12 protein-coding genes are annotated in these 14,846 nt (G+C 62.4%); 6 read left to right on the forward strand and 6 right to left on the reverse strand.

The genetic code is table 11. The features are described 5' to 3' along the window. Window positions 1–12 precede the first annotated feature (12 nt). The gene (locus ACOOE1_RS10030) at window positions 13–1,905 is read left to right on the forward strand and encodes a propionyl-CoA synthetase (RefSeq protein ID WP_420406208.1); all 1,893 of its coding nucleotides are present in this window, start codon (window positions 13–15) and stop codon (window positions 1,903–1,905) included. Window positions 1,906–1,920: 15 nt separating this feature from the next. Here the strand turns inward: ACOOE1_RS10030 and ACOOE1_RS10035 are convergent, their stop codons facing one another. The 6 genes from ACOOE1_RS10035 to ACOOE1_RS10060 all read right to left on the reverse strand — a co-directional run bounded on the left by ACOOE1_RS10035 (window position 1,921) and on the right by ACOOE1_RS10060 (window position 8,261). Next, the gene (locus ACOOE1_RS10035; protein WP_420406209.1) at window positions 1,921–2,391 is read right to left on the reverse strand and encodes a hypothetical protein; all 471 of its coding nucleotides are present in this window, start codon (window positions 2,389–2,391) and stop codon (window positions 1,921–1,923) included. 179 nt (window positions 2,392–2,570) lie between these two features. Further along, the gene (locus ACOOE1_RS10040; RefSeq protein WP_420406210.1) at window positions 2,571–3,671 is read right to left on the reverse strand and encodes an ABC transporter ATP-binding protein; all 1,101 of its coding nucleotides are present in this window, start codon (window positions 3,669–3,671) and stop codon (window positions 2,571–2,573) included. Next, window positions 3,664–4,644 (reverse strand): ABC transporter ATP-binding protein, encoded by a 981-nt coding sequence (locus ACOOE1_RS10045; protein WP_420406211.1) that lies wholly within the window; start codon window positions 4,642–4,644, stop codon window positions 3,664–3,666. Before ACOOE1_RS10045 ends, ACOOE1_RS10040 begins: the two co-directional genes overlap by 8 nt. Then, window positions 4,644–5,591, reverse strand: a complete 948-nt coding sequence (locus ACOOE1_RS10050; RefSeq protein WP_420406212.1) for an ABC transporter permease — start codon at window positions 5,589–5,591, stop codon at window positions 4,644–4,646. Before ACOOE1_RS10050 ends, ACOOE1_RS10045 begins: the two co-directional genes overlap by 1 nt. A 10-nt stretch (window positions 5,592–5,601) precedes the next feature. After that, on the reverse strand, window positions 5,602–6,588 hold the full coding sequence (locus tag ACOOE1_RS10055; RefSeq protein WP_420406213.1) for an ABC transporter permease: 987 nt from the start codon (window positions 6,586–6,588) through the stop codon (window positions 5,602–5,604). A gap of 89 nt (window positions 6,589–6,677) precedes the next feature. Further along, window positions 6,678–8,261 (reverse strand): ABC transporter substrate-binding protein, encoded by a 1,584-nt coding sequence (locus ACOOE1_RS10060; protein ID WP_420406214.1) that lies wholly within the window; start codon window positions 8,259–8,261, stop codon window positions 6,678–6,680. A 367-nt stretch (window positions 8,262–8,628) separates the two neighbouring features. On the opposite strand from ACOOE1_RS10060, the gene ACOOE1_RS10065 reads away from it, so the two are divergent. The 5 genes from ACOOE1_RS10065 to ACOOE1_RS10085 all read left to right on the forward strand — a co-directional run bounded on the left by ACOOE1_RS10065 (window position 8,629) and on the right by ACOOE1_RS10085 (window position 14,840). Further along, entirely contained in the window at window positions 8,629–10,017 is a 1,389-nt protein-coding gene (locus ACOOE1_RS10065) for an aspartate aminotransferase family protein (RefSeq protein ID WP_420406215.1), read from the forward strand. 158 nt (window positions 10,018–10,175) lie between these two features. Next, complete coding sequence (locus tag ACOOE1_RS10070) at window positions 10,176–12,113, forward strand: hypothetical protein (RefSeq protein ID WP_420406216.1); 1,938 nt, start codon at window positions 10,176–10,178, stop codon at window positions 12,111–12,113. 63 nt (window positions 12,114–12,176) lie between these two features. Then, window positions 12,177–12,710, forward strand: a complete 534-nt coding sequence (locus ACOOE1_RS10075) for a hypothetical protein (protein WP_420406217.1) — start codon at window positions 12,177–12,179, stop codon at window positions 12,708–12,710. A gap of 214 nt (window positions 12,711–12,924) precedes the next feature. After that, on the forward strand, window positions 12,925–13,431 hold the full coding sequence (locus ACOOE1_RS10080) for a PAS domain-containing protein (protein ID WP_420406218.1): 507 nt from the start codon (window positions 12,925–12,927) through the stop codon (window positions 13,429–13,431). Between the two features lie 137 nt (window positions 13,432–13,568). Further along, on the forward strand, window positions 13,569–14,840 hold the full coding sequence (locus ACOOE1_RS10085) for a sarcosine oxidase subunit beta family protein (RefSeq protein ID WP_420406417.1): 1,272 nt from the start codon (window positions 13,569–13,571) through the stop codon (window positions 14,838–14,840). The last annotated feature ends 6 nt before the right edge of the window (window positions 14,841–14,846 follow it).

Consider the following 14,846-nt stretch of genomic DNA (forward strand, 5'->3'; position numbering starts at 1 on the left):
GAGGCTCGCAGTATGGGCCAGTTCGACGAGGTCTATCGGCGGTCGCTGGAGGATCCGGAGGGTTTCTGGAGCGATGCGGCCGACGACGTATTCTGGTTCAAGCGCTGGGACAAGGTGCTGGACGACGGCAATCCACCCTTCTACCGCTGGTTCGCGGGCGGCACCACCAACACCTGCTACAACGCCCTCGACCGACATGTTTCGGAAGGCCGCGGCGAACAAGCGGCGCTGATCTATGACAGCCCGGTCAGCAACACCAAGCAGAGCTTCACCTACAGCGAGCTGACCGAGAAGGTCGCCGCCTTCGCCGGCGTGCTGGAGAAATACGGTGTCGGCTACGGCGACCGGGTGATCATCTACATGCCGATGATCCCCGAGGCTGTCATCGCCATGCTGTCCACCACCCGGATCGGCGCGGTGCATTCCGTCGTCTTCGGTGGCTTCGCCTCGAACGAGCTTGCGAAACGGATCGACGACTGCACGCCGAAGCTCATTGTCACCGCCTCCTGCGGCATAGAGCCGGGACGTACCGTCGCCTACATGCCGCTGCTGGACGGCGCCATCGAGATGGCGGCACACAAACCCGATCACTGCATCGTCTACCAGCGCCCGATGGCCAAAGCGCAGCTGACCGAAGGCCGGGATATCGAATGGAACGCCGCGCATGACGGCGCGGCGCCCGCCGCCTGCGCCGAGGTGGAAGCAACCGATCCCGCCTACATCCTCTATACCTCCGGCACCACGGGCGTCCCGAAAGGCGTTGTGCGCGCGACCGGCGGCCATATCGTCGCCCTCAAATGGTCGATGAAGAACATCTATGGCGTCGATCCCGGCGAGGTCTTCTGGGCCGCCTCCGACGTTGGCTGGGTGGTCGGCCATTCCTACATCGTCTATGCCCCCCTCTTCCACGGCTGCACCACCATGCTCTACGAGGGCAAGCCGATCGGGACGCCCGATGCGGGCGCGTTCTGGCGAGTGATCTCGGAACACAAGGTCTCGACCATGTTCACCGCGCCGACCGCGATCCGCGCGATCAAGAAGGAGGATCCGGACGGCAAGCTGCTCGCGACCTACGACATGAGCCACTTCAAGGCCCAGTTCCTCGCCGGCGAGCGCTGCGATCCCGACACCCTGCACTGGTGCGAGGAGAAGCTGAAGGTGCCGGTGGTCGATCACTGGTGGCAGACAGAGACCGGCTGGCCGATCGCCTCGAACTGCCTCGGCATCGAGCAGCTTCCGGTAAAGGCCGGCTCGCCGACGCGCGCGGTTCCCGGCTGGGACGTGCAGATCCTCGACGAGGCCTGCAAGGAGGTGAAGCGCGGCGATGTCGGCGCGATCTCGATCAAGCTGCCATTGCCGCCGGGCGCCCTCCCGACGCTCTGGCAGAACGACGAGCGCTATGTCGAGAGCTACCTCGCGGACTATCCCGGCTACTACAAGACCGGGGATGCCGGATACATGGACGAGGACGGCTATCTCTACGTGATGAGCCGGACCGACGACATCATCAATGTCGCCGGCCATCGCCTCTCCACCGGCGGCATGGAGGAGGTCCTGGCGAACCACCCGGCGGTCGCGGAATGCGCCGTCGTCGGCGTCGCCGACCAGCTGAAGGGCCAGGTCCCGCTCGGCTTCGTGGTGCTGAAAGACGGCGTGAACACGCCGGAGGAACAGATCCTCCAGGAGCTGGTGCAGATGGTGCGCGACAACATCGGCCCGGTCGCCGCCTTCAAGCAGGCGACCATCGTGCAGCGCCTGCCGAAGACCCGATCCGGCAAGATCCTGCGCGGCACGATGCAGAAGATCGCCGACAGCCAGGAATACCCGATGCCGGCCACGATCGACGACCCGTCGATCCTGCCGGAAATCGCGACGGCACTGAAGGAGATCGGCTACGCAAAATAGCCGCCTGCCGCGCGCTCAATGGGCCGGCGCGCGCCGGAAGAATGTCAGGATGTAAGCGAGGCCGACCAGTATCGTCGTCGCGTGGAACAGCACCATCAGGCTCAAACCTGCAGTGGCGAGACCATTGTTCAGCAACAGCGGCTCGAAGGCCTGGTCGACGATTTCCATGACGAGGCCGACGAGGAGCAGTACCGCGCCGTAGAACTCGGCATGTTCGTTCATCGCATGCTCACGGGCGGGCATCTCCCCGCCGAAGATCCGCTTGGCGAGCAACTCGCGCTCCTCGAGAAACACTCCGTAGGTCACGAGAATGACCGCGATATCGTCGGTGAGTTCGAGATCTTCCGTGGCGATGCCGGGCGTCAGACTGTCAAGGAAGACCGGCAGTATCCCGCCCCCGACCACCGCCGCCATTGCCATGACCAGCAAAGTCGAGACGATCAATGTCGCGGGATGGACAAGAATGGAAATGGCAGTCTTGCGCATGCATGCTCCCCCTGAACAGCCTCGGGGGAGTTGAACAAATCAATGCACGGACCTCAAACCAATTGAGCACCGACAGAAAATGCCGTCATCCCAACGCGAGTGGAGCCCCAGGGGAACAAGATCTTGGACCTATGGTCTCTCGCTCCCCGCTTGCGCAAGAATGACGACCTGATCCGTATTCACGCGTTCAGACCTTCGGGCACGGCCACCGAGCCCATGATCGGATCGTCCGGCACGCGGCCTTCCTCGACCCCGTGGCAGGCGACGATGGCGCCGTCCCCGATGGCCTTCGGTTCCGGACGCTCGGTCTTGCAGCGCTCGTTCGCGAAGGGACAGCGCGGATGGAAGGCGCAGCCCGGCGGCGGCGTGATCGGATTCGGCACTTCGCCGCCGACCGGCATCCTCTCGCGGCCGGTCATTTCCAGATCCGGGATCGTGTCCAGCAGCATCCGCGTATAGGGATGACGCGGGCGGCTGAACAGGGTCTTGGACGGCGCCACCTCGGCCAGCCGGCCGAGATACATCACACCGACCCGGTCGGAGACGTGGCAGACCACGGCGAGGTTGTGGCTGATGAAGAGATAGGTGAGCCCCAGTTCCTTCTGCAGGTCGCGCATCAGGTTCAGGATCTGCGCCTGTACCGAAACGTCGAGCGCCGAGGTCGGCTCGTCGCAAAGCAGGAAGTCCGGCTCGCTCGCAAGCGCGCGGGCAATTGAGATGCGCTGGCGCTGGCCACCGGAGAATTCGTGCGGATATTTCTCTCCATCGACCGGCGAGAGGCCGACCTGCGTCAGCAGCTGGCCGACCCTGTCGGAAACCTCGTCTTCATTCTTCGCGAGGTCGAACGCCCTGATCGGCTCGGCGATGATGTCTCGGACCTTCCAGCGCGGATTGAGGCTTGCATAGGGATCCTGGAAGATCATCTGCAGGCGGCGGCGGATCGGCGCCATCTCGGTACGCGAGAGGCCGGCGATATCCCTGCCCTCGAACTCGATCGAGCCGCTGCTCGGACCGTGCAGGCCGACGATGAGCTTGGCGACCGTGGATTTGCCGCAGCCGGACTCGCCGACGAGGCTGAAGGTCTCGCCCGCCTTGATCTCGAAATCGATGCCGTCGACGGCCTTGAGGATCTGCTTCGGCTGGCCTTCCAGCATCCGGTTCAGCCAGGGTGCGGAAACATCGAAATAGCGCTTCAGCTGCTTGACCGCGAGGATCGGCTCGCCTTGTTTCAGATGCTCGTGATCCACGGTCTCGTGCTTCTGGACGGCTTGCTCAGACATTGGCCGTCTCCTTGTCATAGAGCCAGCAGGCGACTTCGGTACCGTCCACGGGGATCGTGTCCGGGCGTTCCTTGAAACATCTGTCGAAAGCCTTCGGACAGCGCGGATTAAAGGCGCAGCCCGTCGGGATATTGGTCAGGCGTGGCATCGAGCCCTCGATCTGGCGCAGTTTCTCGTCGGTGTTGCCGATCATCGGGATCGAGCCCATCAGGCCTTCCGTGTAGGGGTGTTTGGCCTGTTTGACCACCTGCTTCACCGGGCCGATCTCGGCGATCCGCCCCGCATACATCACGGCCACACGATCAGCGGTCTCGGCGATGACACCCATATCGTGGGTCACCAGCATCACCGCGGTGCCGTGCTCGCGGCAGAGCTTCTTCAGGAGCGAGATGATCTGCGCCTGGATCGACACGTCGAGCGCGGTGGTCGGCTCGTCGGCCACCACGAGGCGTGGATTGACACAGAGAGCGAGGGCGATGACGACGCGCTGACGCATGCCGCCGGAGAACTGGTGCGGATATTGGTCGACCCGCCGCTCCGGCGCCGGAATGCCGACCTGGGTCAGCATCTCGATCGCCCGCTCGCGCGCCTTGGTCGGAGTCATGTCCGTGTGGGTCATGATCGTCTCGGTCAGCTGCCGACCCACCGTGTAGAGCGGGTTGAGGCTGGTCAGCGGATCCTGGAAGATCGCGCCGATCTGGCGCCCGCGGATGCGCCGCATCTCCTCGTAACCGAGATTATCGATGCGCCGCCCCTCGAGCAGGATCTCGCCCCCGGCAACGCGGCCGGGCGGCTCCAGCAGCCCGATGATCGAGGCCCCTGTGAGAGACTTCCCGGCGCCGGACTCACCGACCACGCCGAGTACTTCGCCTTCGTCGATATGGAATGACACATCGTCGATGGCTGTCAGGATTCCCTTCCGCGTGGGAAATTCGATCCGGAGGTTTCTGACTTCTAGAAGATGGTTCGGCATTAGCGCAGCTTCGGATTGAGGGCATCGCGGAGCCAGTCTCCGAGGAGATTGACCGCGAGAACGAGGATGGCAAGGGTCGCGCCCGGGAAGATCGAGATCCACCAGAGGCCCGAGAACAGGTAGTCGTTGCCGATCCGGATGAGGGTACCAAGCGACGGCTGGGTCGGCGGCATGCCGACACCGAGGAAGGACAGGGTCGCTTCCGTCAGGATTGCGAAGGCGAGACCAAGCGTCGCGATGACCAGCACCGGGCCCATCACGTTCGGCAGAACGTGACGGATCATGATGAGAATCGGATGCAGGCCGATGACCCGCGCAGCCTGGACATATTCCTTGTTGCGTTCGACCAGGGTCGAGCCGCGCACGGTGCGGGCGTACTGCACCCAGTTCGAAATCCCGATCGACAGCACCAGCACCGGAATGATCATCGCTTCGTGCAGCTCGCGATCGAGAATGCCGCGCGAGATGCCGTCGATGAGCAGCGCGATCAGGATCGTCGGGAAGGAAAGCTGGATGTCGGCGATCCGCATGATCACCGCATCGACCTTGCCGCCGACATAGCCCGCGATCAGACCGGCGGCAATGCCGATTACTGCGGACAGGATCACGCTCGCAAAGCCGACCAGCAGGGAAATCCGCATGCCGTAGAGGATCGTCGAGTAGATGTCGCGGCCGAGATTGTCGGTGCCGAGCAGGAAGCGCGGATCGCCATCCTCGACCCAGGCCGGCGGCAACTCGGAATCCATCAGGTCGATGGAAGCCGTGTCGAACGGGTTATGCGGCGCAATGATGTTGGCGAAGACCGCAGCCAGGATCAGGATCAGGGTGACAACCGCGGCGCCGACCGTCAGGTGCGACTTGCGGAAGCTGTAGCAGAGTTCATGGTCCCAGATCCGATAGAGGAGGCTGGGACGGGTCGCCGCTTTGGGGCTTGTAGTGTCGGTCATTGTCCTGTCCTCAGTGCCCGCCGCCGGACTTTTCGACCCGAAGCCGCGGGTCGACGACGTAATAAAGAATGTCCACGATCAGATTGATCACGACGAAGAGGAACGAGATCATCACGAGATAGGCGGACATCACCGGCAGATCGACCTCCTGGATCGCCTGCAGGAACAGCCGTCCCATGCCCGGCCATTGGAAGACGCTCTCGGTGATGATCGCGAAAGCGATCAGATTGCCGAGCAGCAGGCCGGTGACGGTGATGACCGGAACCAGGGTGTTCTTCAGCGCATGGCCGAAATTGACGGCTCGGTTGGTGAGGCCGCGGGCCCGGGCGAACTTGATATAGTCCGTCCTCAACACCTCCAGCATCTCCGCCCGGATCAGCCGCATGATCAGCGTCAGGGTGAAGAGGCCGAGGGTGGTCGCCGGAAGGATGATCGCTTTCAGGCCGCTGGTCGTCAGCAGTCCGGTCGTCCAGCCGCCCGGCAGCGTGACCACGTCGCCGCGCCCGAACGAGGGCAGCCAGCCGAGGATCACGGCAAAGAGATAGATGAACAGGATACCGATCAGGAAGGTCGGAATCGAGATCCCGATCAGCGAGAGCGTCAACAGCGCCTTGCTGCTCCAGCGGTTGCGGTAGAGCCCGGTATAGACACCCGCCGGCAGCGCCAGGAAAAAGGCGATCACGGCGGAGACGAAGCTGAGTTCGATCGTCGCCGGCATGCGCTCCATCAGCAGGTCCACGACCGGCTGCTTGTGCTGGTAGGACAGACCGAAATCCAACTGCGCGGCGTTCAGGACGAACTTGCCGAATCGGATGATCATCGGATCGTTGAGTCCCAGGCGCTCACGCAGCGCCTCACGCTCGGCTTGCGGCGTGTCGATCCCGACCATCTGGTTGATCGGATCGCCCAGGAACTGGAACATATAGAAGGCAACGAGGCTGACCACGAGCATCACAAGGATGGACTGGGCCAGCCGGCGAAGAATGAATGCGGCCATAAACGGTCACGCTTTCCGGCAGGTTGGCAGATCTCTCAAGAGGGTGGGGCCGGCCCCAAGGACCGGCCCGCACTTTGTTCGCCCGTGAATCACTTCACGTTGACGTAGTAGAAGCGGAACTGGTTGTCCGCACGCTGCTTCAGCTCGACCTTATCGCTCTTGCCCCAGGCCAGAGCCTGCTGGTGCAGAGGGATCGTCGCGACGTCGCTCGTGGTGATCTTGAAGGCTTCCTCGATCAGCGCGTCACGCTTGGCCTTGTCCGTCTCGACACCGATCAGCTCGGCAAGCTCGTCGACCCGGGCATTGCTGTAGCCGGAATAGTTATAGAGGCCGCGGCCCATGTCCGGCGTCGGCGTGGCGAGCAGGTTCCAGATCACGTTCCAGGAGTCGAAGCTGCCCGGGGTCCAGCCAAGCAGGCCGAACGCGTAATCGCTGCCTCCCTTCGGCGCAATCCGCGCGAAGTACTTCGCTTTCGGCTCGGCCACGAGGGTCGACTTGATGCCGACCTTGGCCAGCATGGAGACGATCGCCTGGCAGATCTGCTCGTCGTTGACGTAGCGGTCGTTCGGGCAATCCATGCGGGTCTCGAACCCGTCCGGATAGCCGGCTTCGGCCAATAGTGCCTTCGCCTTGTCACGGTTGTATTCGAGGCGGGTGAAACCTTCCGACTTATCGAACAGCTTCGGCGAGATCATGATCGCGGAGGGATCGGAGAGACCGCGCATGATCTTCTTCTTGATCGCCTCGATATCGATCGCGTGATACATCGCCTGGCGGACCTTGAGGTCCTTGAACGGGTTCTTGCCCTTGACGTTCGAATAGAGCAGTTCGTCGCGGAAAAGATCCATGTACAGGAAGATCGTCCGCAGTTCCGGGCCGACCATCACGCTGGTGCCGCTGTTGCTGTTCACCCGGTCGATGTCCTGCACCGGAACCGGGTAGACCATGTCGACCTCACCGGAGAGCAGTGCGGCGACGCGGGTCGCATCCTGCCCGATCGGGGTCATGATGACCTCGGTCAGGTTGTGCTGCGGGGTGTCCCACCAGTTCGGGTTCGGAACCAGAACGGTCTTAACGTCGGTCTGACGTTCCTTGATCATGAACGCGCCGGTACCGTTCGCGTTGTGAGCGGCAAAGCTCTCGACGCCCTTGGACAGGTTGGTCGGCGTGGTCGCGCCGTTGGCTTCGGACCATTCCTTGTCCATCATGAACCAGGTATCCCACTCGTAGTAGATGATGGGATTCGGTTTCTCGGTGATGAAATCGACTGTGTAGTCGTCAACCTTGACGACTTCTGTGATCCCAACCACGCGGCCGCGCAGGTTCGCGTCCTCGTTGTTGGTCCGCTCGAAGGAGAAGATCACGTCGTCGGCGTTGAAGTCGTTGCCGTTGTGGAACTTCACACCCTGACGCAGGTGGAAGCGCCAGCGGGTCGGCTCGACGTTCTCCCACTTGACGGCCAGACCCGGCTCGAATTGCAGGTCGGCGTCACGACGGACGAGGCCTTCGTAAACGTTGCCGAGAAAGCCGAGGGTGAAGGTCACGTTGTGGGCGTGCGGATCCAGCGACGACGTGTCTGTCTGAAAGCCCCACTTGAAGGTCTTCGCGTCCGCGAGACCTCCGGAAGCGACAACAGCTGCCGCGACCGCAAGGGCGGTGAATGCTTTACGCATAAAAAGCTCCCCAATGATGCCTCTGTCTCGCGCCGGGCAGACCCTTCTCTGTAGGGCGAGGGTTATGCCAGCGGCGCGGCCCGGCAGAAATAGGTTGGCCGGGATCGGATCATAAAACCCCGTCATATAATTGACGTCAATGACCTTGGCATGTCCGAAACGCGGCAAGAGCGCAGCATGCAACGCAGAACGCGAAGAACCTCCTCACCTGGAGCACCTATGCTTCCTTCCGTCGATCTCCGGCGCTCGATCGCCGTGCGGTCGGGTTTGACCCGCCCGGAGCACAGGCTTTTCAACTCCAATTGGCGTGATATGCTGCTTTCAGTCCCCACGGCCCGCTCGGCGCCGTCCCCGAAGGAGAATTGATATGCCTTTCCAGCCGAATTCACCGGCGGCGCGTGACGTCGCCTACGTCCTGCACCCCTATACGAACTTTGTCGCGCACGAGGAAAAGGGTCCGATGATCATCGAGCGCGGGGAAGGCGTCTATGTCTTCGACGACTCGGGAAAGCGCTATGTCGAAGGGATGGCAGGCCTCTGGTCGACCTCGCTCGGCTTCAAGTCGGACCGCCTGAAAGAGGCCGCGATGAAGCAGTTCGACGCGCTTCCCTACTATCACACCTTCGCGCACAAGGCGCATCTGCCGAGCATCGATCTGGCCGAGAAGCTGATCTCCAAGATGCCGGTGCCGATGTCAAAAGTGTTCTTCAACAATTCCGGCTCGGAAGCGAACGACACCGCGATCAAGATCGTCTGGTACTACAACAACGCACTCGGCCGGCACCACAAGAAGAAGATCATTGGCCGCGTGAACGGCTATCACGGCATTACGCTGGCCGCCTCCAGCCTGACCGGCCGCTCGATGAACCACCGCGGCTTCGATGCTCCGCTGGCCAATTTCCTCCATACCGACGAGCCGCACTACTATACCGGCGCCAACGAGGGTGAGAGCGAAGAGGACTACGCGACCCGCCTCGCCGAAAACCTCGAGAACCTGATCATCGATGAAGGACCGGACACGGTTGCCGCCTTCTGGGCCGAGCCTGTGATGGGTGCCGGCGGCGTCATCGTTCCGCCGAAGACCTATTTCGAGAAGATCCAGAAGGTCCTGAAGAAATACGACATCCTCTTCGTCGCCGACGAGGTGATCTGCGGCTTCGGCCGGACCGGGAATTACTGGGGCTCCCAGACCTTCGACATGAAGCCGGACATTCTGGTCTGCGCGAAGGCGCTCTCCTCCAGCTACCTGCCGATCTCCGCGACCGTCATCAATGACAAGGTCTACGAGCCGGTGAAGAAGGCCAGTGCCGAACTCGGCGCCTTCGGCCACGGTTACACCTATTCCGGCCATCCGGTCTGCGCCGCAGTCGCGCTCGAAACCCTCAAAATCTATGACGAGGAAAACATCATCGAGCGGGTCCAGGGCGTCGCGCCGTATTTCCAGAAGGGCATTCAGTCCTTTGCCGACCACCCGCTGGTCGGCGAAGCGCGGGGCGTCGGTCTCGTCGGCGCCGTGCAGGTAATGCAGGACAAGGCCTCGAAGAAACCTTTCGAGGCCTCCCAGGGAGTCGGCCCGATGATCGCCAACCTGGCCAGCGAGGAAGGGGTCTTGCTGCGCGCAATCGGCGACAGCGTCGCGTTCTGCCCGCCGCTGATCATTTCCGAGTCCGAGATCGACGAAATGTTCGCCAGCTTCCGCCGCGGCCTCGACCGGGCGCTCGATCACCTGCGCAAGGAAGGCCAGGCCGTCGCCTGAGTCCGGCCGGAAATCGAATTGGAGAGGGCCGGCAGTCAGGCCGGCCCTTTTTCTTTGCTTGTGCTCGAAGTTGCCCGGCGCCGCAGGGTCAACAAGTTGGTCTTTCGCAAGAATTTCGCTTATCTTTTGCAGAAGAGCATGGCTTGCGGAGTTTCGATATGTCGGCAACGGACGATCAAGACGGCACCAAGAGCCCGAAGACAATGCCGGAAGACAAAAACGAAACCGGTTCCGCGACCGAGGCGAAGGCCGAGGATACGAGCAAATCCGAATCGGATGCCGTTCCCGCCGGGAAGAAGCCCGCGGCGCTGACCGCGACGCGCTCGGATCGTCAGGCCTCCGGGAAGGCGCCTGAAACAGCCGCGGAGACCGCGGAGAAGGACAAAGGGACAGCCCGAAATTCCGACCGGACGGGCGCGACGGATGCTCCCGCGAAGCCCGCACGCCGACGCTATCTCGGGGCCATCGCCGCCCTGTTCGTCCTTGTGCTCGTCGGTGGCCCCGCCCTCTTTCTGCTCTGCCTGACCGAGTCGTCGAGACCGCTGGATGTCAGCATCTCGCCCAGCGGCGGTCCTGTCGCCTGTCCGCAGGTCGCGGGACATTTCAAGGATTGCTATCTCTCCGAAGAGCTCACTGTCTCCGCACCTGCGCCGGCACAGAAGGAAGGGCTGGAGCGCTTCTGCTGCGATTTCATCGTCGAACGGACAGCACTGCCGACAGCGTCCTACAGCGACGGGTCCGGCTCCTTGCCGCAGACCCTGGATGCGGAAGACACGAACCTGCCGCTCGCGGATGGAACCCGCCGCACCGGCAGCCCGATCCTGCTGGGCGAAGACACTCCGCTCGAGCGAGAGATCCGGATCGCCGCCGAACCGAACTTCAAAGTGCCCGCCCTCGACGGCCTGGAAGAGCTCCTTGGGCGACCGGTCCCGTTCGACATTGCGCCCCTGATCGATGCGGTCGCACCGAAGGTCGCGGCACGATCCGAACATGAGCGGGAAATCCGCCTCACTGAAGGCGGGACGATGGTCCGGCTGTCCAATGGCACGGACGAACCGACACAGATCAGCGTCCGTGCGCGAACATCTCCGTCCCTCATTTTTGCAGAGATCCTCGCCGCCGGCGTCGCGCCAGAAAGCATCCTGTCCACGCCGGGGGTCCTGCCGAAAGCTGCAAGCGGGTGGCTCCCGGCGCAAATCGACAATCTGGCGCCTGACGGCCACAACGAGATTCGCGTGATCCATTCGGCGCTTCGACAGATTTCCGTATCAAGGCTCGCTGCCAGTGCAGAAGCCGAATCCGGCCTGCAGCAGGCGGGGCGGACCTGCATCGACTTCTACGGCGCCATGCGTGATCGATTCAGCCGCTATGACGCCGCCGTCGCCACATTCGTCGCCGCCGGCCCGACGGGACTGCTGACCTCCCTTTCCCCGGCGGATCCTCATGGCTGTTCCGATCCCGCTCGCGCCGCGCTCTCCTCCGAGCTCGCAGCGGACTGGACGGCCCTGGACGCCTCCTTTGTCGTCCTTGAGGTCCCGGATGTCGACGCCGTCAAGGAAACCGTGTCGTCGGCAGCGGACGAGGATGCGACGGTTCGAAAGGTGCTTCTGGATTTCGCCTCGGCAGCGAAGAGCGGTGCCCGGTTGCAGGACATCAAAGCCTCGATCAGCGATCCGGTCGCGATCAGCTTCGGACGCGACGGGCCCCAGACTCCCGGTTCACGGGAAGCGTTGATCCGCATGTTGTACCGCCAGTGGTCTCATGTCGGTTGCTGGATCTACGCCGCCACGCCGGGAACAGGCGGATCGGCCATGCTCCTCGCAGAGGCGCAATACCCCTATCTCAATCGCATTGTGCTCGACTTCGATGCCGCCGGACGGATAGCGAAAGTGGAAGTGACCGGCGTCACCTTCGACGATTTGCTCCGCTTCAAGGCCGCCAACAGAGGCAATGAATGCCAGAACTTCCTGAGCCCGGTCCGGCTGGCGGACTACAGGGACTGGTATGCCGTCAATCCTGTCGGGGCCGCGACCCCGGCTGATCATGCCGAACGCCTTTTCCACGAGGGCCTGCAGCAGAAATTTCGCCTAAACTGAGAACAGTCGCCCGAGGCGCGGCCCCGCACGCCGCCTCCCACGCAGCTGCACTGGCACAGATTGATGAACGATCATTCCTTCCGGTTCAAGAACGACGGCGGATTGATTTCCGCCATTTCTCTGACTGCCGATGCGCCGGCTGTAGCACCCGCACGGTTCCTGCTCGATCGCTGGCATGAGTTGGCGCAGAGCGGTTTGCCGGCCCGGTCGGACTTTCCTCCCGAGGATTTCGGAAACCTGCTCGGACGCGTTTCGCTGCTGGACCCGACCGGCGACGGTTCTGATTTTGTCTATCGGATCTATGCCGTCATTGCGACGAACAAAGGAGGTATCGATCTCACCGGAAGGCGTGTTTCGAGTATGCCCTACCCTGATTACGCCGCAGCGCTGGTAGAGCAATGCAAGACGGCGCTCGCGACCGGAAAACCGACCATTCACGAAAACAGATTCCGCTGGCGCAGCCGCGCCTATGCGATCTGCGTGATCCGGTTGCCAGTGATGGACGAGAAGTCCGGGCAGCCCGCGCTTATCGTCGTCGACCTCCATGCCGATCTCAAGAAGAGACCCGACAAGGCGCTCTACATGCCACAGGTCTGAGAACGCCGGCACCCGCAGATCTACAGAAGAGCGCGTGCAAGAAATGGCATAAGAGCCGCCCGATAATCGAATAAGAGCGCCGGAGCGAGATGAAAAAGCATTCTTCTTTATGAATTGATGAATGCAATTTTACTCAGAATGCTCTGGACATTTTTTCTTTATTCACAAAAAATACCCTTAATGGGATCGTGAATATAATTTGGCTCTAAGACGCTTGTTTCTTGCAAAAGATGACGTCGCGGATGCAGCGCCAAGCTGCACGATAGATCTGACCCTGGCCTTCCAGCAAAAGGAAACGGCCGCGTTGTACGAGGCATGGCGTCAGCTCGGTGGCGATCGAGGGATCCCCTATCGCAGAGCGTTCGACCCGCGCGACCACGTCGCACTGCTGCCCCATATGTTCGTCATCGAAGCCACCGACGATCCGGAGCCGCGATTTCGCTATCGCCTTGTCGGCACCAACATCGTGGAGACGATCGGCCGGGATGCGACCGGAACCTGGGTCGACGACCTCTACAAGGACGCGCCGGAAGTGGTCGAGGGCTTCAAGGCCCTGCTGGACAAAGGCTGTCCCGTGCGCACTTTCGGAAGACTGACCTGGGTCGGAAAGGACTACCTTTCCTACGAGTCCGGGATCTTTCCGCTGCTGACCGATGACGGGCGGGTCGGACGCTTTGTCGGCCTGACCATTTACTCGCCAGGCAAAAGTACTGCCGACTGACCTTCTCCTGTCCCCTCGCCGTCACGACAGGTCGCGCCGGAACAACAGGGGCTGGACAGCTGCGACTACGGTCCCGATCATTCTGACGTATCAGGTTCCTGACGGGGGCATTGGCGATGAAGGGTTCCGCGAGCGGCATGCGGGCACTGAAGGGCGGGTCCTCCCGCTATTCGATCTTCGCTCTGGCGCGCAACGCGCTCAGTTATCACGAGAATTGGCAGAAGGCCTGGCGCTCGCCGGAACCAAAACCGGAGTATGACGTGATCATCGTGGGCGGCGGCGGGCATGGTCTTGCGACCGCCTACTACCTTGCCTCGGTGCACGGCATCCGAAATGTCGCCGTGATCGAAAAAGGCTGGATCGGCGGCGGCAATACCGGCCGGAACACGACCATCATCCGCTCCAACTATCTCTGGGACGAAAGCGCAGGCATCTACGAGCACGCGCTAAAGCTCTGGGAAGGCCTGACGCAGGAGCTGAACTTCAACGTCATGTTCTCCCAGCGCGGCGTGCTCACCCTCGCCCATTCCGAGCACGAGCTGAAGGAGATGCGCCGCCGGGTCGAGGCCATCCGTCTCAACGGCATCGACAGCGAGGTCATGACCCCGGCACAGATCAAGAAGCTGGTGCCGATCATCGATACCTCGCCGACCCTTCGCTATCCGGTGATGGGCGGATTCATCCAGAAACGCGGCGGCACCGCACGCCACGATGCCGTGGCCTGGGGCTACGCCCGCGCCGCAGACGACCTCGGCGTCGACATCATCCAGAACTGCGAGGTCACCGGCATCTTGCGCGAAGGCGGCAAGGTGACCGGCATCGAGACCAGCCGCGGTACGATCAAGGCAAAGAAGGTCGGCTGCGTCACCGCCGGCCATTCCGGCGTTGTCGCCGAAATGGCCGGACTGCACCTGCCGATCGATTCCCGTCCGCTTCAGGCACTCGTCTCCGAGCCGATCAAGCCCTGCCTCGACACGGTGATCATGTCGAACGCGGTGCACATGTATATCAGCCAGTCCGACAAGGGCGAGCTGGTCTTCGGCGCGGGGGTAGACAGCTACAATTCCTACAGCCAGCGCGGCAGCATTCCTACGGTAGAGAGCCTCCTCGCTGCCGGTGTCGAACTCTATCCGATCATCTCGCGCCTGCGCGTGCTGCGCACCTGGGGCGGCATCGTGGACACCTGCCCGGACGCCTCACCGATCATTTCGAAAACGCCGATCGACGGGCTCTACTTCAATTGCGGCTGGGGTACCGGCGGCTTCAAGGCCACACCCGGTTCCGGCCATGTCTTCGCGGAACTGATCGCGCGCGACGAGCCGAACAAGATCGCGGCCCCGTACTCGCTGAAGCGGTTCGAGACCGGCTATCTGATCGACGAACACGGCGCCGCCGGCGTCGCGCACTAGGGAGAG

The organism is Nisaea sp. (genome assembly GCF_965216895.1).
Lineage (GTDB): Bacteria > Pseudomonadota > Alphaproteobacteria > Thalassobaculales > Thalassobaculaceae > Nisaea.

Excerpts from the sequence above, each read along its gene's own strand:
- ACOOE1_RS10030 (WP_420406208.1), top strand. The coding sequence starts at position 13 with ATGGGCCAGTTCGACGAGGTCTATCGGCGGTCGCTGGAGGATCCGGAG.
- ACOOE1_RS10035 (WP_420406209.1), bottom strand. The coding sequence starts at position 2,391 with ATGCGCAAGACTGCCATTTCCATTCTTGTCCATCCCGCGACATTGATC.
- ACOOE1_RS10040 (WP_420406210.1), bottom strand. The coding sequence starts at position 3,671 with ATGTCTGAGCAAGCCGTCCAGAAGCACGAGACCGTGGATCACGAGCAT.
- ACOOE1_RS10045 (WP_420406211.1), bottom strand. The coding sequence starts at position 4,644 with ATGCCGAACCATCTTCTAGAAGTCAGAAACCTCCGGATCGAATTTCCC.
- ACOOE1_RS10050 (WP_420406212.1), bottom strand. The coding sequence starts at position 5,591 with ATGACCGACACTACAAGCCCCAAAGCGGCGACCCGTCCCAGCCTCCTC.
- ACOOE1_RS10055 (WP_420406213.1), bottom strand. The coding sequence starts at position 6,588 with ATGGCCGCATTCATTCTTCGCCGGCTGGCCCAGTCCATCCTTGTGATG.
- ACOOE1_RS10060 (WP_420406214.1), bottom strand. The coding sequence starts at position 8,261 with ATGCGTAAAGCATTCACCGCCCTTGCGGTCGCGGCAGCTGTTGTCGCT.
- ACOOE1_RS10065 (WP_420406215.1), top strand. The coding sequence starts at position 8,629 with ATGCCTTTCCAGCCGAATTCACCGGCGGCGCGTGACGTCGCCTACGTC.
- ACOOE1_RS10070 (WP_420406216.1), top strand. The coding sequence starts at position 10,176 with ATGTCGGCAACGGACGATCAAGACGGCACCAAGAGCCCGAAGACAATG.
- ACOOE1_RS10075 (WP_420406217.1), top strand. The coding sequence starts at position 12,177 with ATGAACGATCATTCCTTCCGGTTCAAGAACGACGGCGGATTGATTTCC.
- ACOOE1_RS10085 (WP_420406417.1), top strand. The coding sequence starts at position 13,569 with ATGCGGGCACTGAAGGGCGGGTCCTCCCGCTATTCGATCTTCGCTCTG.